This window comes from Actinomycetota bacterium (assembly GCA_009923495.1).
GTDB lineage: Bacteria > Actinomycetota > Actinomycetes > S36-B12 > UBA5976 > UBA5976.
On the sequence record RFTJ01000006.1, the window covers coordinates 23,503 to 43,569 of the forward strand.

Genomic DNA, 20,067 nt, shown 5'->3' on the forward strand with positions numbered 1-20,067 from the left:
TACAGTGACAACCTTTATTCTTGCCAGTGCTGAGGAACAGGTGAACATTCTCCGCGTTCCACTCGATGAATTAGTCATCGGCACCGTGGCATTCCTATTGGTCTTCTTTGCGTTGGCTAAATTCGCCTTCCCGCGCATCAACAAGACGCTCGAAGAGCGTGCTGATGCGATTGAGGGTGGCATCAAGCGCGCTCAGGAGTCACAAGAGGAAGCCGCCGCACTGCTCGAGTCGTACAAATCGCAACTTGCCGAAGCTCGTACCGAGGCAGCTGCAATTCGTAATCAGGCTCAGGCAGAGAAGGCAGCAATCATCGAACAAGCAAAGTCTGAAGCTGCTGCGGCTGCCGCAGCAGTTACCGAACGCGCTTCGGCATCAATCGAAGCAGAGCGGGCACAGGCAATTGCCTCACTGCGTCGCGATGTCAGCGACCTTGCATTGAATTTGGCCGGCAAAGTTGTCGGCGAAACTTTGCAGGACGATGCGAAGGCCCGCGCAACTGTAGATCGCTTCATTGCCGATCTAGAAGCACAGGCGGCTAAGTAAATGATTGGTGCATCACGCGAAAGTTTGACTATCGTGCAGGAGACTTTGCGCTCCCGTGCAGGGCAGGGCGATCTGTCCGCCTTGTCTAGTCAACTTCTTGCCGTCGCTAATGTAATTGCGAGCGAAAAGTCGTTGCGTCTGATGTTGGCCGATAGTGGCCAGCCAAGTGCAACGCGCGTCGCTCTGATTTCAGACCTGTTGGGTAGCCAAGTAGCACAAACTACAAAAGAAGTAGTTGCCGCTGTGGTTAGCCAGCGCTGGTCTTCCGATAGCGACTTAGTTGATGCCCTTGAAATTCTTGGTGCGCAGTCAGCCTTCATGGCAGCGTCGGGTGCCGGAACTCTTGACCGTGTGGAGAGTGACATCTTCCATTTTGGTCGAGCAGTAGACGCCTCAGCCCAACTTCAGATGACCTTGACCGATCCAGCACAGAGTGCTGCAGTTAAGGCTGCGGTCGTCAAAGACCTACTTGCAGGCAAAGTAGATGCCCAGGCAAGTCAGGTGATTGCTTACTTCGCAAGCAACTTGCGTGGTCGTCGCGTAGCAGCTGTTATTGACTTACTCAGTGAGCTCGCCGCAGGTGAACGCAATCAGGTTGTTGCTCAGGTGCGCAGTGTTATCGCACTCGATGAAACACAAAAAACTCGCTTGGCCACCGCACTTAGCAAACTAACTGGCAAGCAAGTAAGCGTAAATGTCGCAATCGATCCATCAGTTATTGGTGGCATCTCAGTAAAGATTGGCCAAGACGTCATTGACGGCTCGGTCGCAACCCGCTTAGAAAGTGCTCGCAGGTCACTGCAGGCATAACTATAGAAAAAGAGAAAGCAGGACCCCATGACGGAACTGTCCATTCGGCCAGAGGAAATCCGCGAAGCGATTGCTCGCAACGTTGAATCCTTCGCACCTGGAACATCCCGTGAAGAAGTCGGTCACGTAGTCGAGACCGGTGACGGCATTGCACGTGTTGAAGGTCTTCATTCGGCGATGACCAACGAACTACTTGAGTTCGAAGGTGGCCTGCTCGGTCTGGCACTGAACCTTGATGTGCGTGAGATCGGTGCGGTGCTTCTTGGCGATGGTTCAAAGATCGCTGAAGGTCAGAGCGTTAAGCGCACTGGTGAGATTCTTTCGGTTCCAGTGGGTGATGGCTACCTAGGTCGCGTTGTTGATCCACTTGGCAACCCAATTGACGGCAAAGGTCCGATCGCCGCTGAAGGTCGTCGTGCTCTGGAACTTCAGGCACCAACCGTTGTTCAGCGTCAGCCAGTTAAAGAGCCAATGTTGACCGGCCTTAAGGCAATTGACGCTATGACCGCTATCGGTCGTGGTCAGCGCCAGCTCATCATTGGTGACCGTCAGACCGGAAAGACTGCTGTTGCAATCGACACCATCTTGAACCAGAAAGAAAACTGGGACAGTGGCGATCCGAAGAAGCAGGTTAAGTGCATTTATGTTGCCGTTGGCCAGAAGGGTTCAACGATTGCAGCTGTTAAGGGTGCTCTGGAAGAGTTTGGCGCGATGGAATACACAACCATCGTTGCGGCTCCAGCTTCTGACCCAGCAGGTTTCAAGTACCTTGCGCCTTACACCGGCTCGGCAATTGGTCAGCACTGGATGTACAAGGGCGAGCATGTCCTAATCATTTTTGATGACCTATCAAAGCAGGCTGAGGCCTACCGTGCCGTATCACTATTGCTTCGTCGTCCGCCAGGTCGTGAAGCTTATCCAGGTGACGTTTTCTACTTACACTCACGTTTGCTCGAGCGTTGCGCAAAGCTTTCTGACGAACTCGGTGGCGGTTCAATGACTGGTCTACCAATCATTGAGACCAAGGCGAATGACGTTTCGGCTTACATCCCAACTAACGTGATTTCGATTACCGATGGTCAGTGCTTCTTGGAATCCGACCTCTTCAACTCCGGTGTTCGCCCAGCAATCAACGTGGGTATCTCAGTTTCCCGCGTTGGTGGTTCAGCGCAGCCAAAGGCTATGAAGAAGGTTGCAGGTCGTTTGCGTCTTGACCTCGCGCAGTACCGTGAACTCGAGGCTTTCGCAGCATTCGGTTCAGACTTGGATGCCGCGTCGAAGGCACAGCTTGAGCGCGGTGCTCGTTTGGTTGAACTGCTAAAGCAGGGCCAGTACCAGCCACAGGCTATGGAACGCGAAGCCGTATCTGTTTGGGCCGGAACTTCAGGCCAGCTAGACGAAGTTCCAGTTGAAGACATCCGTCGCTTCGACTCAGAGTTCCTAGATCACGTTGCTCGCAATCATGCAGATGTGTTCAACGCGATTCGTCAGACAACAGACCTTTCGGATGAGACCATCGCAACCTTGACCACTGTCATCGCAGACTTCAAGAAGCAGTTCACTACTTCAGCAGGTCATTCGCTAGTTAACGATGCCCCAGTTGAGGCACTTGAGGCGGAAGAAATCGATCCGACTCAGATTGTGAAAGTTAAGGCGTAACACGTGGGTGCACAGCTAAGGGTCTACCGCCGACGCATTAAGTCGGTGCAAGCCACAAAGAAGATTACGAAGGCGATGGAACTTATCGCGTCTTCGCGTATCGTTAAGGCGCAGCAGCGCGTTGACGCTTCTTTGCCGTACACCCTTGAATTAATGCGCGCGATTTCTTCCGCGGTTTCGCATGGCAACAGCAAGCACCCGCTCATTACACCTCCAGAGGTTCGTAAGCGTGCAGCCGTCATTTTTGTAACTGCCGATCGTGGTCTGGCTGGTGCTTACTCATCAGCAGTAATCAAGGAAACTGAAGCGCTCAACAACTTGCTTAAAGAAGAAGGCGTTGAGCCAATTCACTTCATCATTGGTCGCAAGGGTCTTGGTTTCTACAAGTTCCGCGAACGTCCGATTGCTGCTTCATGGACCGGATTCACCGATCAGCCAACTTACGAGAACGCGCAAGAAATTGCTCAGTCCGTGTTGGAATACTTCGCCAAGAAGCCTGAAGAAGGCGGCGTTGACGAAATCCATTTGGTTTACACCCACTTCATCAACATGGGTGTCCAGGAAGTTCGCGTCCGTCGAATTCTGCCTGTTGAGATTTTAGAAGTAAGCCAAGAGCAAGCTTCTGAAAAGTTGGAAACCACCGTGTTCCCGCTTTACGATTTTGAGCCCAGCCCCGAAGCTGTGCTCGAAGCACTACTTCCTCGCTTTGTCGAGAATGTGGTGTACACCGCATTGTTGCTTTCGGCTGCGAGTGAGCATGCTGCTCGCCGCCGCGCCATGAAGAGTGCTTCAGACAATGCCGAAGAACTTATCCGAACCCTAGCCCGCCGTGCTAACCAAGCACGTCAGGCAGAAATCACCCAGGAAATCAGCGAGATTGTCGGCGGCGCCGATGCTCTTGCATCCGCAACATCAGGGAGCTAAGAAAAATGACAACCACGACAGAAACGACACACGGTCGAGTCGCCCGAGTAACTGGGCCAGTTGTTGACGTGGAATTCCCCGTCGAAGCAATGCCAGCGTTGTACAACGCATTGCATGTTGATGTGGACTTTGGCGATGGCAACAAGAGCACGTTGACACTTGAGGTTGCCCAGCACATTGGCGACAACATGATTCGTGCTATCTCCATGCAGCCAACTGATGGCTTGGTTCGTGGCGCCGAGGTTCGCGACTCTGGCGACTCGATCACAGTTCCTGTTGGTGACGTAACCAAGTCTCACGTATGGAACACCTTGGGTAAGCCACTTGACGTTGCTGAATCCTCGCTAGAAATCAAAGAGCGTTGGGGTATTCACCGTCAGGCACCAACTTTCGATCAGTTGGAATCAAAGACTGAAGTTTTCTGGACCGGCATCAAGGTTATTGACCTTCTGACTCCTTATGTAAAGGGTGGAAAGATTGGTCTATTCGGTGGTGCTGGTGTTGGTAAGACCGTTCTGATTCAGGAAATGATCACCCGTGTTGCTAAGAACTTCGGTGGTGTTTCAGTATTCGCTGGTGTTGGTGAGCGTACTCGTGAAGGTAACGACTTGTTCCTTGAAATGACCGAGTCTGGCGTTATTAACGACACCGCACTGGTCTTCGGTCAGATGGACGAGCCGCCTGGTACCCGTCTTCGTGTTGCCTTGTCAGCGCTGACCATGGCGGAATACTTCCGTGATGTTCAGAAGCAGGACGTTCTGCTCTTCATCGACAACATCTTCCGGTTCACCCAGGCAGGTTCTGAGGTTTCAACCCTTCTAGGTCGCATGCCTTCGGCTGTGGGTTACCAGCCAACTTTGGCTGACGAGATGGGTGTGCTCCAGGAGCGCATTACTTCAACTCGTGGTCACTCAATCACTTCACTTCAGGCAATTTACGTTCCTGCGGACGACTTGACTGACCCGGCTCCAGCTACCACCTTCGCCCACTTAGATGCGACTACCGTTTTGTCTCGTCCTATTTCGGAAAAGGGTATTTACCCAGCGGTGGATCCACTGGATTCAACTTCTCGTATCTTGGATGCTCGCTACGTTGGTGACGAGCACTACCGAGTTGCTGCTCGCGTTAAGGAAATCTTGCAGCGCAACAAGGAGCTTCAGGACATTATCGCCATTCTCGGTATTGACGAACTTTCTGAAGAAGACAAGATTCTGGTTAACCGTGCTCGCCGTATCGAGCGCTTCCTATCACAGAACATGTTCGTGGCTGAAGCCTTCACCGGCCAAAAGGGCTCATTCGTGCCTGTCGAAGAAACCGTCGCATCATTCAAGGCGCTTACCGAAGGCGAGTTTGATCACCTTCCAGAGCAGGCGTTCTTCATGTGCGGTGGCATCGATGACGTAAAGGCTAATGCCGAGAAACTAAAGGGCTAATCGTGTCAGAACTACAGGTCGCCATTGTAGCTGTAGATCACAAAGTGTGGTCAGGTGCTGCAAAGTCGATTGTTGCAAAGACTCCCGAGGGTGAGATTGGTATCTTGCCGGGTCACGAGCCAGTGTTATCACTGCTCGTGGACGGCGTAGTGCGCATCGAGACTGTTGAAGGTCAGAAGATTGCAGTGGCTGTTCATGGTGGCTTCTTTGCCGTTGATTCAAATGAAGTTAAAGTTCTCGCCGAAATTGCTGAACTTGATACCGAAATTGATGTCGCTCGCGCTCAAGCCGCATTAGATCGTGCAAATGGTTCGGATTCCCCGGAGCAGTTGGCTGCTTACCGGCGAGCTGAAACTCGATTGAAAGCGGCTGCTGAATCAACAGCGAGCGGTTTGCATAATTAAGTCTTGAATAGAGCCGCCATTTCAATGAAATAGCGGCTCTATTCTTTTGACTTTCTTTACAAAATCTAAATGTTGCGCTTGTAGTTTCTTAATAATGCGCGAGTACCGTTAAGAACAGTAGCCAGAGTTGCTTAAGGTAAGTAACTCTAAAAAGGAAATGACAATGTCAGTAGAAAACAACGAAGAACAGAGCAATTCCCATGCTGAAGCTGAACCGCTCACTACTCCTAGCGATTCAACTGCGGCAGATAAAGCGACATTGCGCTCTCGCATTTCGTCATGGTTGGGCGAGCGACCATTGTCGTCAGTGGTAGTTGCATCAGTATTTGCCCTGTTACTAGGAATCGGCATTGGTCACACACTAGATCGCGGACATGGAAGGGAGCCGTTCGGTCGTCATCAAATGGGATCAGGATTTGATTTCGACCGCGATGGTAGAGGCCCGAAATTTGGTCCAGATCAAGGTCAGTTTGGTCCAGGTCTTGGTCCGGACAGGAACGGCCCCGGTCAGGGTCCCTTCAGTCCAGATCAAGGTAACCCTAATATCTTCCCGCCTCGCGATGATATGCCACTACCATTGCCAAGCACTTCGCCAAACTAAAATCCTCCGAAAAAAAACTGGGCAATCCGTTTGGATTGCCCAGTTTTTATTTACCTTATTTTTGGTTGCGCCCTGGCTCCCAAAGCACATCGCCAAGTTCCTTATTTGCCACCCTGGCCAGGATAAAGAGTAAATCACTTAGCCGATTCAAATAGGTTGCGGCCAACTGATTTACGCCACCGTGATACATATCAATTGCTGCCCACGTACTGCGTTCTGCCCGTCTAGTGATCGTTCGCGCAACATGTAAGCGAGCTGCCACCTCTGTGCCACCAGGCAGAATGAATGAACGCAGTGGCTCTAACTCTTCATTGTAGGAATCGCAGGCTTTTTCAAGACGATTAATGTAATCAGTGGTTACCCGAAGCGGTTCGTGCGGGGGATTGTCGATTACTGGTGTACATAAGTCTGCACCAACGTCGAACAAATCATTTTGAATGTCGACCAATAGTTTTGCTAGATCATCTCGTATTCCTGGAGCAGTAACCACCAGTCCAATAGAGCTATTTGCCTCGTCAACATCGGCATAAGCCTTTAATCGTGGATCGTTCTTGCCAGTTCGACTCATGTCACCAAGATTTGTAGTGCCATCATCACCGGTTCGGGTGTAAATACGAGTTAAATTAACCATAAATCCCACTCTAGAGTGCCTTGTGGCGCACTGCTCACTGAGCAGGCGTTATTCTCGGTTATCGTGGATGTTTTTCGCATAGCTGGGGCGGCTCGACTTTCGGGCACGGTCACAGTTTCAGGAGCTAAAAATAGTTCTCTGAAGTTGATGGCGGTAGCACTATTAGCGCCAGGTACAACAACTATTGAGCAAGTGCCCAACATCCTTGATGTAACGATTATGGCTGAACTTCTTCGCCGACTCGGATGCACAGTTTCTTATGATGCGAAAGCGCAGACCATTGTTATAGATGTGCCAGAAACCATTGAACATCGCGCCGATTATGACCTTGTACGTCGAATGCGGGCCTCAATCGCAGTGCTTGGCCCATTGGTTGCTCGAACGGGTGCTGCCGATGTTGCACTTCCAGGTGGCGACAACATTGGTTCACGCGGATTAGATATGCACATTGCAGGACTTGAGCGAATGGGCGCATCTGTGACAAGTGAACATGGCTACCTCGTTGTGCAAGCACCCGCATCAGGCCTTAATGGCACTCATGTATATCTTGATTTTCCAAGTGTTGGCGCAACTGAAACGCTATTAATGGCATCGGTCACTGCAAATGGCGAGACTGTTATTGATAATGCAGCGCGGGAACCTGAAATTGTTGACATCTGCGAAATGTTAATAAAAATGGGGGCTGAAATAGCCGGTGTCGGCACCTCCCTGTTGACCGTGACTGGCGTCAAATCACTTCGTCCGGTTACCCACGCCACGGTGTCTGACCGAATTGTTGCGGCAACCTGGGCAGTAGCAGCGACCATGACTCAGGGTGATATCACCATCAAAAATGTGCGCCCAGAACATCTAGGTCTACCTCTGGAGAAATTAAGTGCAACTGGGGCAGAACTTGAAGTTGGGTCAGACTGGATCAGGGTTCAAATGCATCGACGACCGACGGCTGTCGACATAGTAACTCTGCCGTACCCAGGCTTTCCAACTGATTTGCAACCACAGTTCATAGCAATGAATGCCATAGCGGATGGATCTGCTATGGTTACCGAAAATCTTTTCGAAGCACGCTTCCGTTTTGTCCAAGAGCTCAGTCGCTTGGGCGCAGAGGTACGAACTGATGGTCATCATGCTCTAGTTCGTGGAAAGACGATGCTGTCTGGTGCGCCAGTTGAGGCCACGGATATTCGAGCCGGCGCTGGCCTTGTTTTAGCCGGATTGGTTGCTGAAGGAGTGACAACAATTCACGGCGTCGAACATATAGACCGCGGCTATGTTGGATTTGAGCAGCAGTTAATCTCGCTTGGGGCGCCGATTACCCGAGAAGTACTTAGTGACCTCGACTGAGTATCGCCTCTGCCTGATCTGCATCCCCGGGCCAAATTAATATCCGTGGTCCATCGTTGGTTGTGGCCAGCGTAGCTTGGATGCCTGAATCAACAAGTCGCCGGCGCAGCATCTCACCCTGAATGTAATCGCTAGGTGTAGCAATGGGCATCAACAGACCATAGTCTGTGGGTCGGCCTGATTTGGCAGGGCGTTCAACTACTGAATGACCGCGACTGAAAGCCCAAATGAGAACTAGGACCATAGCCCCAATTCCCAAGAAGCCGACAATTGGCCCAAAGGCAAACGAAAAAGCTTCCCAGGCAGGCATATTTCTAGTCTGCCTGACTGAAGAAGCTTTCGCATTCCAAGGGATACCTAATGAAATCGTGAATTTTCGCCAATTCTGCTAAATCGTAAGCAAAATCTAAGTTCTCCTTTCTAAACTTAGACCGTATGCCTAGGTTTGGGGTTTTCATGATCAAGCAACCTGTTTTCAAAAAATTTGCACTGTGGCTGAGCATTGTCGCCCTAACTGTGTCTGGACTAGCACTTCCGGCGCAGGCAGCAAGACTCACTAAGCCGGGAAAGGTTGTCAAGACCAAGGTCGTAGCGGCCGACAAAGCCTTGACGGTTAGTTGGAGTAAGGGTAGCGGTGGCACTCCAACTAGTTACCTGTTGACGCTAATGCCAGGAAACAAGAAGTCTACTTCCAAGAAAACATCGGCAACTTTTTCAAAGTTGATTAACGGCAAAAAATATTCCGTAAGCATTGTGGCTAAGAATGCCGCAGGGCAGAGCACCAAAGTAACCGTTTATGGAACTCCCAAAAAGGGCAAGTCGAGTCCAACGCCAACACCTTCAGCAAGCGATTCAATGCGGGTACTCAACTTCACGGGATCAATTTCCGGAGGCCTCAGCGAACAAGATTCATCTGATGATTGTTCAGAGTACTCGGTACAAGAATCACTAGATGCAGAAGTGACTGACCCTAGCTGCACCTTGCGCGTAGCCGCAATTTTGAGTAACGGTCAAATGTTCACAAGCACCGCATCTGCTGGAAGCAAGAATTTTGCAATTCAGGTTCGGTCGTCTAAGAGTGCTCAAAGCAATCTGACGTTACACCTAGTGCGGGCAAATGGCGCGTATGTGGGCCCAGTTTTGGTGAAGACCGGCGGCTATACCGGTATATCGGTCTCAACTGCAGGCACGACAGTTTCGTTTAGTCTAGGGGCAATTAATTTAAATTCAGTAGATATCGACCCTAGTTCAACCGTTGATAATCGCACCGCCTTCGGAAAGTTGGCAAGCGATTCCTCGATGGCGGGAACTTTAAAAGTTCGATTAAACGGAAGTGCTCCCGCTGGCGCTGGTAAGGCTGGTTTTGTTTCTGACCCAACAATTACAAAATTCAAGTTGCGGGCATTGTTAACGGGTAAAGGTCGGGTCACTCAAGGTTCAACCGGCACAAATCCAAACCCGAGTTCATCGCCCGGCGGCGATACCGACCCTTGTCCAAATCTTGGCAAGGGTGGAAGTGGTACGTTGACCACTTCCTGCTACCAAGCAATTCTTTTCTTGCTTTCGCAGGATGTTAAATTTGAACAGATAAAGAATGACTTCCAAGTCAATTGCCAATCAATCGCGGGCAATAGCAAAGCCACTTACGAATGGATTCTAAGTTCGGCACCAAAATGTGCTGATGTAATGGGTCAAATCATGAGTGCTTCCAACGGAGGCGGTAATGGTTCAGGTGATAACGGCTCAGGTGGATCGGGTGGAGATCAAGGTCCCTGCCCAGGTTTTGATCAATTGGGTTCCGGAACTCTAAACACCGATTGCGTTAACAACTTCGTTGGCATGCTTAGTAAGGATCCAGCATTCGCCCCTATCAAATCCAGCTTTGAAGGAAAATGCTCTAAGTATGCAACCGATTCGCGAGCTACTTTTGGATGGATCAAAGACAACGATGCTGACTGCTTCAATGTATTGATGCAAGTCTTCGCGGCCTTTGGTGGAAATAGCGGTGGCAGTGGTGGCGATAACGGCGGCGGCAGTGGTGGCGGAGAAGATCCTTGCGCAAAGGTAAGCCCTGGCTCCGACCCTGACTCGGACGGTATTCCAAATGCGCTAGATGTCGATGATGATGGTGATTTAGTAATTGACTCGGCTGACCCTTCAGCGAACAATGGCTGTTCAATCGAGCCGATGAAGGGTATTCGGACTTCTATTGAGCGACCGCTGAACTACGGACTTATAAACATGTCTGCTGGAAGTTACACCGAAAGCGATTTCTCCAGTGACATCAACGACTACCTATCGGGTCCTGAATTTGGAATCGGCTATTACGTCTATAGCAATCGTTTCTTCCCAGAGGCGTACATAACTGACACTGGCGAAATGCCGGCAGTTTGGGTTGGTTGTGCTGGCGTACTTTGGTGCGATCCAAAAACCGCTCGTGCAACACTTGGTACCTTTGTTGAACAAACGAATGCCGATGGTGCCAGCGGTTGTAATCCATCAGGATTCTTTGATTACTCTTGTAACGCCCCATTCAATCAGCCAGATTATTTCGGCGGCGCTAATGGATTTGCAGATTCCAAGTGTGGCTATGTTTCAGACCCTGCAGATCGCTCCCACAATCAGCCCTGCTGGTCAGAAATCAAGGCACCAATGACTTTTGGAAACTCCGCAAATTCCAACTGCCAAGTTAACAAGTTCAATGCCGACTTTAGTTTGCCTGCTGGACTGACATTCCCGGCAGATGCGACTAACTTCTTCTGGCGTCAAACCTGCCAGATGGATGGTAAGCCTGGTATGCCGATGTCGCGTAGCGTTATGGGAGCTGGCATCAATCCTGAAGTTGCTCGAATTGAAGGTGCACCACCGGCACAGGATGTACTCTCACCCCTTAATGTTTTGACGTTGAACTACTTCAATAAGGATGGCAATGTTTCGTCCGTGGCAACGACTCTCGGTGCCTACCCAATCACTGGCCCACTGGTCAAGAGTGTTGACTACAACGGAAGCGAAGAGTTAATTAACTATTCGCAGATAAGTGGCGGTGGCGCTAAGGCATTGGGATCTGGCGGAAATGGTGCCCAAGATAATGCACCAAATGCAATTGTGATCCAACCTGGTAAGAAGTTGACCGTTACCTTCTATCGACCACAACGCCAAGCATTCCCTGGTGAGGATGCAAGCAGCGGCTATCACGATGTGCATGGCCTGAGCTATGGTTTGGAATTTGAAATTAAGAATGTGCAACTTGGCTGTGGCGCCTCGAGTGGAAACCCCGATTTCGGAGGTGCATCATTTGATTCGGCATACGATCCGACTTCGGCTGACTTCACTACGAACGGGTCACTTGACACAGGTGCTAACGCCTTGGCACCACTTCGAGATGCCGTAGTTGACTCACCGACTGAAAAGCCAGCGAGTTCAACTCTCACGTTCACATTGGACATTGCCAAGTGTTTCCAAGATCGAGCCGCCTTCTTGATGCAGATGTATAACAAGACTGGTTATTCATTCGCAAGCGGTCAAGACGTTCTGAAGGCCATGGAGTTGCCGGAGGGCGCGCCAATTGATGGTTCGGCTACCGATTGGGCAACCACCACCGGATTACCAACAAATGGCGATACCACTTGCATCAACATGAATCTCAACGGTCGAAGTGAAGCCAAGACGGGTGGAACTGACTCGTCATTGCAGCGGCTATGTGTGCAGTTTGCTCCAGGCTCGCTGGTTCCTGTTGCGCCACCAAAGAACAATCAACAGAATTTCCTACATCGAACGCTTGGATATTTCAGACAACATGTTCTAGGTGCAATATTCCGATAGGAGTCTTCCGTGCGACCGATTCACCGAGAGTGGCCGCACGGAAGAAATCTCTTTTCAGCAGCACAGTTTAGAATTAAGTTATGGGTCGTCACAACCGCCGGCAGCCCGAGCCAGAGCCTCGGGAGTTCAATCCAAACGGTACTCGCAAAGTAGAAACTGGCCGTGATGGTAGTTGGGTTATTCAGGCCATCTCTGGTGCAGGCTTTGATAAAACTTATAGGTGTCCAGGTTGTGATCAAGAGATTAACCCAGGAACTGCACATTTGGTGACTTGGGAGTACTCCGGACTAAGTATGGATGACAATGTCACGCAACGTCGACATTGGCACAAGCCTTGCTGGGCCAATCGAATGAATCGTCGATAGCAATGGCAGACCTTTCAGCCAATAGTGTGCTACCTGCAATTCGCGAGCCAATAACTTTGTCTACTTCAGATGGCTTGACTCTGGTAGGCGAACTTGCACTTCCAGAATCCGGTGCACCATTAGTGACCATTATTTGCTTGCACCCGAATCCAACTGGTGGCGGAATGATGGACAGTCACTTGTTCCGTAAAGCAGCATGGCGACTGCCTGCGCTAGCCCAAGTAGCTATTTTGCGATTCAATTTCCGCGGAACGACAAGTGCGGCGGGAACCAGCCAAGGTGCTTACGATGAAGGCAACTTGGAAGGTAATGATTTACGAGCTGCTCTAGATTTTGCTACCGCACGAAATTTGCCGAATATTTGGTTAGTTGGCTGGTCCTTTGGCACAGACGTCTTACTCAGGCATGGGAACATTGAGCCAGTCCAAGGGGCTGTCCTTTTTAGCCCGCCGCTCAAGTGGAGTTCTGAATCTGCGCTTACCACTTGGGCTGAAACTGGCCGACCACTGTTAGCACTAGTGCCTCAATTGGATGACTATCTAGTTCCTGCAGCCGCAATCGAAAAGTTCAAGACTGTTCCGCAAGCCGAAGTTATCGGAGTGCCAGAATGTAAACACCTGTGGGTGGGAGAGAAGTTTGTGCGCATTGCTTGGGATAAAGCGCTTAACTTCATTGCACCCGACTTGCCACCAATTTTATGGCAGTGGGATGGACCAATGGCGAAGTGGGATGACCTACAAGGGCGGTTAATTAAGTGACGGTTTCGCTTACCTTCGATAAGTATGGAAATGCACGCAATCGGGCAGTCGTCTTGGTCCACCCATTTCCGTTTCGAGCCCAATTCTGGTCTGAAATTGCGCCTAAAATTTCCGACTCAGGATTTTTGGTCATTGCACCAAATTTGCGCGGATGCGCAGACAGTCCCATGGATGATGCGCAGCCGGATATTAATTTGTTAGCAACCGATGTTTGGAAGATGCTGGCCGAACAGGGAATTGGTCAAGCATATGTGCTTGGGGTATCGCTTGGTGGATATGTAAGTTTGGCGATGCTTCGATCTCGTCCAGCTCAAATTTTGGGGTTAGGGCTAATCGATACAAAAGTAACCGCAGATTCACCTGCTGCAATTCGAAATCGCCAACGCATTGCCACTGAAGTTAAATCGGATCTGTCTGTTACAGACTACGCAAAGCAGTTGCTACCCACCCTGCTTTCCAATTACACGCATGAAAATCGACCAGAAGTTGTCAAGCAAGTTGAAGCTTGGATTGGCGCCAGCAAGGCTGACACAATCGCTTGGTTACAACATGCAATGGCTGGTCGGCCAGACAGTAGCGAAGTGCTAGCTGAGTTTTCTGGCCCTACGTTATTAATCCGAGGTGCTGATGACGTGGTGAGTAAGCCTGATGATTTTATGACCATGCAGAAATTAGCAAAAGAAGCAACCTTCATCGAGCTACCTAACTGTGGTCACCTACCACCAATTGAAGATCCGGAAAAAACTGCCACAACCATTATTAGTTGGTTAATTAGCAGCTAGTTTCCAACGGCCGAATCTAAATTGTGAATTTCAAGACGGTCATGCATGGCAATTGCGTAATCAATCGCGGCTCGACCTTTAACGCTCTCGTCATGAGCGGCCGCACTGCCACCATTTAGACCAAAGAGGTGTTTAGTCCAGAGCAACCAAATAACAGCTGCAATGTTGACGATTAAAGCGCCTGCGCGTAAAAATGTGATTTTGTGACTCAGTTCAAAAAGTTCCAATGGAATGAAAGCGCTAGTTGCAACAACGGCCAAGTATTCGGCCCATCGCTTTTGAAACCAAAGCCCGACTCCTTCAACAATTTGCAGCAGGCCATATGAAACTAGGGCCAAAGTAATCAAACTCAGAGTATGCGGTGACGTAGACAGCAAACTCGAGAGGAAATTTATGATGCCCGAGTCATTCATATTCCAGCCAATCTGATCAGCAAATGGCTTTAACAATGGAAGTGCGGCGTTAAGATGATCGACAAGTGATTCTTGAGATATTTGTAACTGCCAAACGGCAATGCCCACTATTAGCACAATCAGACCGCGGACACCCCGCTCGAAACCTAGCAATCGGATGATGAAGCGATCTCGGATTTGCCCGGCATGTGCTACTTCAGGTGCTTCATCGGCGGGTCCGTGGGCAAATGGTTCTTCGGGAATAAATGCCCCGCAACGCAAACATTTCCAGGCAGTGCCAACATTTGTGGCAACTCTCAATTTGGCGGCCAAATCTGATTCTGTTGGGCGATAAGTCAAATGTCCAACTCGAGCACAGGCTCGCAATGACCAATCCATAGTCGTCAGTCTATGTCAGCTCGGCGATTCAGTAGGGCACAATAGGACAGTGACGCAAAACCTAAATCTTCATGGCGCAGTTGATCTTGGCGCACTAGCAGCAAAGCGCAAGGCAGATCAGGCAATAGCCGACGCACCTGCAACTCAATCGGATAGCACTTTTATTTTTGAAGTGACTACTGAGAACTTTGAACAAAATGTGATTTTGCAATCACAAACTGTGCCCGTGATTTTGGATTTCTGGGCTGAATGGTGCGAACCGTGCAAGCAGTTATCGCCTATTTTGGAAAAGTTGGCGCGCGAAGATTCTGGTCGATGGATTCTGGCAAAAGTAAACGTTGACGTTGAGCAGCAGATTGCAGCAGCTTTCCAAATCCAGTCCATACCTAGTCTTTTTGCTGTGTTAGGTGGACAGCCCGTACCACTACCGCCCGGTGCCCATCCTGAACATCAGATGCGATCCATCATCGATGCTGTGTTAGCAAAGGCAGCCGAGATTGGTCTGCCCGGCCTCAGTGTTACAGACGAAGAAGATGTAGTGGATGAGCCACTAGATCCAGAGTTACAAGCAGCGCAGACCGCTCTCGATGAGGGCAATTGGGATGAAGCAATAGATGCCTATAAATCGATACTTGCAACGAAACCTAATGATTCGTTAGCTCGGATTGGGCTGCTCAATGTTGAGTTGTTTAAGCGACTTGATGGTATCGATTACAACCACGCACTAGGAAGTGCTGATATGTCATTAGAAGCCGCACTCTTGGCTGCCGATGTTGAATTTATGCTTGGTGATTGGTCTGTCGCTTTTACTAGACTCATCAACCTCGTTAGCGAAAATGTTGAAGATTCCCGCGAGGTAGCAAAATCTCGCTTACTGGAACTTTTTGAGATTGCTGGACCAAATGATGCTTCAGTGGTTAAGGCCCGTCTTGACTTAACGAGTGCACTCTTCTAATCAACTAAGCGCAAACCAAACGGTCGCAAGCGGTGGCAAAGTAATTTCAGCGCTGGCTGGCTGGCCAAAATAGGCTGGGCCGTCACCTATTACTCCATGGTGGTTGCCAACCCCACTTCCGCCGAATGCAAGATCATCACTATTAAAAATTTCAACCCAATTTCCAGCGATGGGAAGCGGCAATCTATAAGCATGCCTCGGAACGGGAGCAAAATTCGTGACGGAAATGATTGGATTACCCGCTTCATCCCAGCGTGTCCATGCGAAGATGTTGCCTGCAGAATCATCGCTAATCAGCCATTGGAAGCCGGCTGGATCAGCATCCTTTTGCCAGAGCGCCGGCCAGGTTTGGTACACGTGATTCATCGCGTCGATGGCTTTGCGCACTCCTAAGTGCCGGTCATGATCTAAGAGGTGCCATTCCAGTCCATGTGCTTGCGACCATTCGCCAACTTGGCCGAATTCACACCCCATGAATAAAAGTTGTTTGCCCGGATGTGCCCACATGAAACCGTAGTAGGCGCGCACATTAGCTAACCGCTGCCAGTCATCGCCAGGCATCCGCTGGTAAATCGAGCCTTTTCCGTGCACCACTTCATCGTGACTTAACGGCAACACATAATTTTCACTCCAGGCATATACCAAGGAAAAAGACATCTCATTGTGATGGAATTGCCGATGTATTGGTTCATGTTTTACATACTCAAGTGAGTCGTGCATCCAACCCATATTCCACTTCAAGCCAAAACCTAAGCCGCCTGCATCGGTTGGCGTGGTGACACCTGGCCAAGCAGTTGACTCTTCGGCAATGGTGACAATGCCAGGCATTGCCCGGTAGGCGGTAGCGTTCATCTCTTTTAAGAACTCAACTGCTTCCAGATTTTCCCGTCCGCCAAACCGGTTCGGGGTCCATTGACCATCTTCACGTGAGTAATCCAAATAGAGCATTGAAGCAACTGCATCAACCCTGAGCCCATCTATATGGAACTCCTTGAGCAAGAAAACTGCATTGGCAACCAGAAAGTTTCGAACTTCATTGCGACCAAAATCAAAGATGTAAGTGCCCCAGTCCGGATGCTCACCTAACTGCGGATTGGCGTGTTCGTAAAGGGCTGTTCCATCGAATCGACCAAGAGCCCATTCGTCCTTGGGGAAGTGAGCCGGAACCCAATCCACAATTACCCCAATGCCTGCCTGATGAAATGCATCCACTAGGTAGCGAAAGTCATCAGGTGTGCCAAATCTAGAACTTGTTGCGTAATAGCCAGTTACTTGATATCCCCAGGAAGGAGCGAATGGGTGCTCGGCAACTGGCATAAATTCAACATGGGTGAACCCACGCTCTTTTACGTAATTAACAAGATCAACAGCAAGTTGGCGATAACTTTTTCCTGGCTGCCAGGAACCGAGATGCACTTCGTAAACCGACATCGGAGCTTTGTGGGGCTCAAAGCTTGTTCGCTGGTCAAGCCAGTTTTGGTCATTCCACTGGTACTCAGATTGAAAAACTATAGAGGCGTTGGCTGGAGCAACTTCGGCATAAAAGGCCATCGGGTCTGACTTGGTTAACCACGCACCATTTTGTGCCAGAATACTGAATTTATATTTTGTACCAGGTTCAAGACCTGGAATGAATAACTCCCAAACTCCAGAACTACCCATAGAACGCATTGGATGGGCCACGCCATTCCACATGTTGAAGTCGCCAATTACGCGAACGCCTTGAGCACTTGGTGCCCATACGGTGAATGCCACACCAGTTACATCTTGAATGGTTTTATAGTGAGCGCCCATAACTTTCCAGAGGTCCTCATGCCGACCGGCTGAAATCAGGTGTAAATCTAACTCGCCGATGGTTGGCAAGAATCGATAGGGATCTTGGATGTCAAGAACGCCTTGACCATAATCTATTTGCAAAGAATACTCAGACAGTCCTGGTTGCTCTATTGTGATTGCCCAAGCGCCTCTGTCTTGGTGCACCAGTGGAATAACTGTTTCACCAACCACTGCGGCAACTGAGTTTGCCCAAGGACGCAGAACTGTGATTGTGGTTGAGGTTTCAGTTGAATGTGACCCTAACACAGAGTGTGGGTCGTGATGCCAGCCGTCAATGACCCGATCTAATTGGTTAGGCGGGTTTGGGATTCTAGTTTTTGGCCTGAACTTGAAGGGAAAAGTTAGCTTAGGCATTTGCTGAAACCGTCAAAATCAAGGCACAACCTATTGAGGGATCAAGACGAACAAAATTGTGTTCACTCCACTTCATTGTCTGACCGGTCAATTCATCTTTGACTGTGAAGGTGTCATTCCAGTCTTTGCCGAGTTCGGGCATGTTCAAATGCACTGTAGATTCTTGCGCGCTGTGTGGATCGAGATTCACAATAACTAAAACAATGTTGTCGCCTTCGCGCTTGGAGTACGCCAACATGGCATCCGAATCAATATTGTGAAAGCGCAAATTGCGCAGGTAGTGAAGTGCAGGACTCTTGGCTCGGATTTGATTTAACTGGGTGAGATATGGGGCTAGCGTTGGTAGACCCGGGTCATCCCAATTGCGTGGTCGGTATTCATATTTTTCTGAATCCAGATATTCTTCCGCACCAGGTTTCGTTGGTTCGGCCTCGTACAGTTCAAAGCCTGCATAAACACCCCAAGTTGGCGACAGGGTTGCCGCTAGTGTGGCGCGAATATCGAAGCTGCGATAACTTCCGGTTTGGATATTTTGGGGAAGAATGTCTGGAGTATTAACGAAGAAGTTTGGGCGGAAATAAGCACTAGCCGAACCAGATAACTCAGTTAAGTAGTCAATGATTTCACCTTTAAAACTGCGCCAGGTGAAGTAGGTGTAGCTCTGCTGAAAGCCAGCCTCACCTAATGCGCGCATCATTGACGGATTTGTGAACGCTTCTGCTAGAAAAATTACATCAGGGTCAGTTGCATTTACCTTGGCAATCAGACGCTCCCAAAAAGCCACTGGTTTAGTGTGCGGGTTATCGACTCGGAATATTCGAACTCCCAAACTCATCCAGTGCCGCACAACTCGCTCGACTTCAGCAAAAATACCTTCGGGGTCACGATCAAAATTTATTGGATAAATATCCTGATATTTCTTTGGTGGGTTTTCTGCGTATGCAATGGAGCCATCTGCTCGCTCGGTAAACCACTTCCGATTGCTTTTCACCCATGGGTGATCCGGACTTGCTTGCAGCGCCAAATCAAGCGCAATTTCAATTCCAAGTTCACTCGCCTCTTTGACGAACTTTTTAAAATCGCGTTCCGTGCCTAGGTCAGGATGAATCGCATCATGGCCTCCATCTTTGCTACCAATTGCCCAAGGGGAGCCAGGATCATTAGGCCCAGGATTTAATGTGTTGTTTGGACCTTTGCGATTTGTGTAACCAATTGGATGAATTGGCGGCAGGTAAAGGACATTAAAGCCCATTGCGGCAACAGCGGCTAGACGCTTTCCTGCTGTCTTGAAAGTTCCGCTCTGCCAAGAGCCATCTTTCTTTTTAACAGCTCCTTCAGAGCGTGGGAAAAATTCGTACCAGTTACCGAATAATGCGCGGGGTCGCTCGACATAAACCGGAAATGGTCCGTAACTGGAGACAAACTGGCGGATTACATTGCGGTCTAGTAGTGCGAGCACATTCTGGTCATGTAGGGGAGCGAGCCGCTCAGTCAGAGACTTTTTACCATCCTGTAATACTGCGATTAGGTCTTCGATATCTGGCTTATCTGTGTTAGGACACTGGCTTAAAACTTCATTGAGCAAAATTATGCCCTCTTGGAATTCCACTTCTACATCCACACCTGCAGGAATCTTAACTGTGGCCCGATGAATCCAAGTAGCAATTGGGTCGCTAAATGCTTCGACGCGGTAGTGCCAAAGTCCGAGCTCACCGAGCGAAACTTCCGCACCTTTTTGTTCTGCCTCAAAACCATGCTGCGCCATGCTGATTCGAGCGGTTTCTTGATCAGCAGGATTGATTAATACTGCCTCAGCGCCAACCGCATCGTGACCTTCACGAAACACCCGAGCGCTAATTAGAAATCGTTCGTTCAGGACCGCTTTGACTGGGCGGGCACCGCCACCTACTACAGGGGAGACATCCAATACTGGAATTCGACCAAATTCGAGGTTGGGTAACTGGCTTAGTTGGTGCTTGGCACCGTCCAAATGCTTACTAGCCATAACTTAACCGTAGCGACAACTGCCCTAATTGTGCACATCAGGCTTGGATATT

18 protein-coding genes are annotated in these 20,067 nt (G+C 49.7%); 13 read left to right on the forward strand and 5 right to left on the reverse strand.

Annotation, left to right across the window (positions count from 1 at the left end):
- Nucleotides 1–4 precede the first annotated feature (4 nt).
- The 7 genes from EBS36_03825 (at nt 5) to EBS36_03855 (ending at nt 6,375) form a co-directional block, all read left to right on the forward strand.
- Nucleotides 5–544 carry a F0F1 ATP synthase subunit B gene (locus EBS36_03825; GenBank protein NBU32283.1) on the forward strand — a complete coding sequence of 180 codons (540 nt, stop codon included), beginning with the start codon at nt 5–7 and terminating at the stop codon, nt 542–544.
- Nucleotides 545–1,354: a F0F1 ATP synthase subunit delta gene (locus tag EBS36_03830; GenBank protein ID NBU32284.1), complete on the forward strand. Its 810-nt coding sequence runs from the start codon at nt 545–547 to the stop codon at nt 1,352–1,354. It abuts the gene before it with no gap.
- Between the two features lie 27 nt (nt 1,355–1,381).
- Nucleotides 1,382–3,013, forward strand: a complete 1,632-nt coding sequence (locus tag EBS36_03835) for a F0F1 ATP synthase subunit alpha (GenBank protein NBU32285.1) — start codon at nt 1,382–1,384, stop codon at nt 3,011–3,013.
- A 3-nt stretch (nt 3,014–3,016) separates the two neighbouring features.
- Entirely contained in the window at nt 3,017–3,937 is a 921-nt protein-coding gene (locus tag EBS36_03840; protein ID NBU32286.1) for a F0F1 ATP synthase subunit gamma, read from the forward strand.
- 5 nt (nt 3,938–3,942) lie between these two features.
- The gene (atpD, locus tag EBS36_03845; GenBank protein ID NBU32287.1) at nt 3,943–5,370 is read left to right on the forward strand and encodes a F0F1 ATP synthase subunit beta; all 1,428 of its coding nucleotides are present in this window, start codon (nt 3,943–3,945) and stop codon (nt 5,368–5,370) included.
- A complete protein-coding gene (locus EBS36_03850) occupies nt 5,370–5,774 on the forward strand; it encodes a F0F1 ATP synthase subunit epsilon (protein ID NBU32288.1) in 405 nt (134 codons plus the stop codon). Before atpD ends, EBS36_03850 begins: the two co-directional genes overlap by 1 nt.
- 163 nt (nt 5,775–5,937) lie before the next feature.
- A complete protein-coding gene (locus EBS36_03855) occupies nt 5,938–6,375 on the forward strand; it encodes a hypothetical protein (protein ID NBU32289.1) in 438 nt (145 codons plus the stop codon).
- A gap of 55 nt (nt 6,376–6,430) precedes the next feature.
- Here EBS36_03855 and EBS36_03860 read toward each other — a convergent pair whose 3' ends face one another.
- A complete protein-coding gene (locus EBS36_03860; GenBank protein ID NBU32290.1) occupies nt 6,431–7,006 on the reverse strand; it encodes a cob(I)yrinic acid a,c-diamide adenosyltransferase in 576 nt (191 codons plus the stop codon).
- A gap of 63 nt (nt 7,007–7,069) precedes the next feature.
- Here EBS36_03860 and murA point away from each other — a divergent pair, with 63 nt between their 5' ends.
- A complete protein-coding gene (gene murA / locus EBS36_03865) occupies nt 7,070–8,347 on the forward strand; it encodes a UDP-N-acetylglucosamine 1-carboxyvinyltransferase (protein NBU32291.1) in 1,278 nt (425 codons plus the stop codon).
- Here the strand turns inward: murA and EBS36_03870 are convergent.
- Complete coding sequence (locus EBS36_03870; GenBank protein NBU32292.1) at nt 8,331–8,657, reverse strand: hypothetical protein; 327 nt, start codon at nt 8,655–8,657, stop codon at nt 8,331–8,333. The two genes, murA and EBS36_03870, sit on opposite strands and share 17 nt — an antisense overlap.
- A 125-nt stretch (nt 8,658–8,782) precedes the next feature.
- Between EBS36_03870 and EBS36_03875 the strand changes: the two genes are divergently transcribed.
- The 4 genes from EBS36_03875 to EBS36_03890 all read left to right on the forward strand — a co-directional run bounded on the left by EBS36_03875 (nt 8,783) and on the right by EBS36_03890 (nt 14,074).
- Nucleotides 8,783–12,169 (forward strand): hypothetical protein, encoded by a 3,387-nt coding sequence (locus EBS36_03875; GenBank protein NBU32293.1) that lies wholly within the window; start codon nt 8,783–8,785, stop codon nt 12,167–12,169.
- An 80-nt stretch (nt 12,170–12,249) separates the two neighbouring features.
- Nucleotides 12,250–12,534, forward strand: a complete 285-nt coding sequence (locus EBS36_03880; GenBank protein NBU32294.1) for a hypothetical protein — start codon at nt 12,250–12,252, stop codon at nt 12,532–12,534.
- 2 nt (nt 12,535–12,536) lie between these two features.
- Nucleotides 12,537–13,292 carry an alpha/beta hydrolase gene (locus EBS36_03885; GenBank protein NBU32295.1) on the forward strand — a complete coding sequence of 252 codons (756 nt, stop codon included), beginning with the start codon at nt 12,537–12,539 and terminating at the stop codon, nt 13,290–13,292.
- The gene (locus EBS36_03890; GenBank protein ID NBU32296.1) at nt 13,289–14,074 is read left to right on the forward strand and encodes an alpha/beta hydrolase; all 786 of its coding nucleotides are present in this window, start codon (nt 13,289–13,291) and stop codon (nt 14,072–14,074) included. The genes EBS36_03885 and EBS36_03890 overlap by 4 nt, the downstream gene beginning before the upstream one ends.
- Here the strand turns inward: EBS36_03890 and EBS36_03895 are convergent.
- Nucleotides 14,071–14,865 carry a DUF2127 domain-containing protein gene (locus EBS36_03895; protein NBU32297.1) on the reverse strand — a complete coding sequence of 265 codons (795 nt, stop codon included), beginning with the start codon at nt 14,863–14,865 and terminating at the stop codon, nt 14,071–14,073. The two genes, EBS36_03890 and EBS36_03895, sit on opposite strands and share 4 nt — an antisense overlap.
- A 49-nt stretch (nt 14,866–14,914) precedes the next feature.
- Here EBS36_03895 and EBS36_03900 point away from each other — a divergent pair, with 49 nt between their 5' ends.
- Nucleotides 14,915–15,820, forward strand: a complete 906-nt coding sequence (locus EBS36_03900) for a co-chaperone YbbN (GenBank protein NBU32298.1) — start codon at nt 14,915–14,917, stop codon at nt 15,818–15,820.
- On the opposite strand, the gene glgB is transcribed toward EBS36_03900, so the two are convergent.
- Together glgB and EBS36_03910 are read right to left on the reverse strand one after the other, a co-directional pair.
- Nucleotides 15,821–18,010 carry a 1,4-alpha-glucan branching protein GlgB gene (gene glgB / locus EBS36_03905; GenBank protein NBU32299.1) on the reverse strand — a complete coding sequence of 730 codons (2,190 nt, stop codon included), beginning with the start codon at nt 18,008–18,010 and terminating at the stop codon, nt 15,821–15,823.
- Nucleotides 18,003–20,015 carry an alpha-1,4-glucan--maltose-1-phosphate maltosyltransferase gene (locus EBS36_03910; GenBank protein NBU32300.1) on the reverse strand — a complete coding sequence of 671 codons (2,013 nt, stop codon included), beginning with the start codon at nt 20,013–20,015 and terminating at the stop codon, nt 18,003–18,005. Before EBS36_03910 ends, glgB begins: the two co-directional genes overlap by 8 nt.
- Nucleotides 20,016–20,067: the final 52 nt, after the last annotated feature.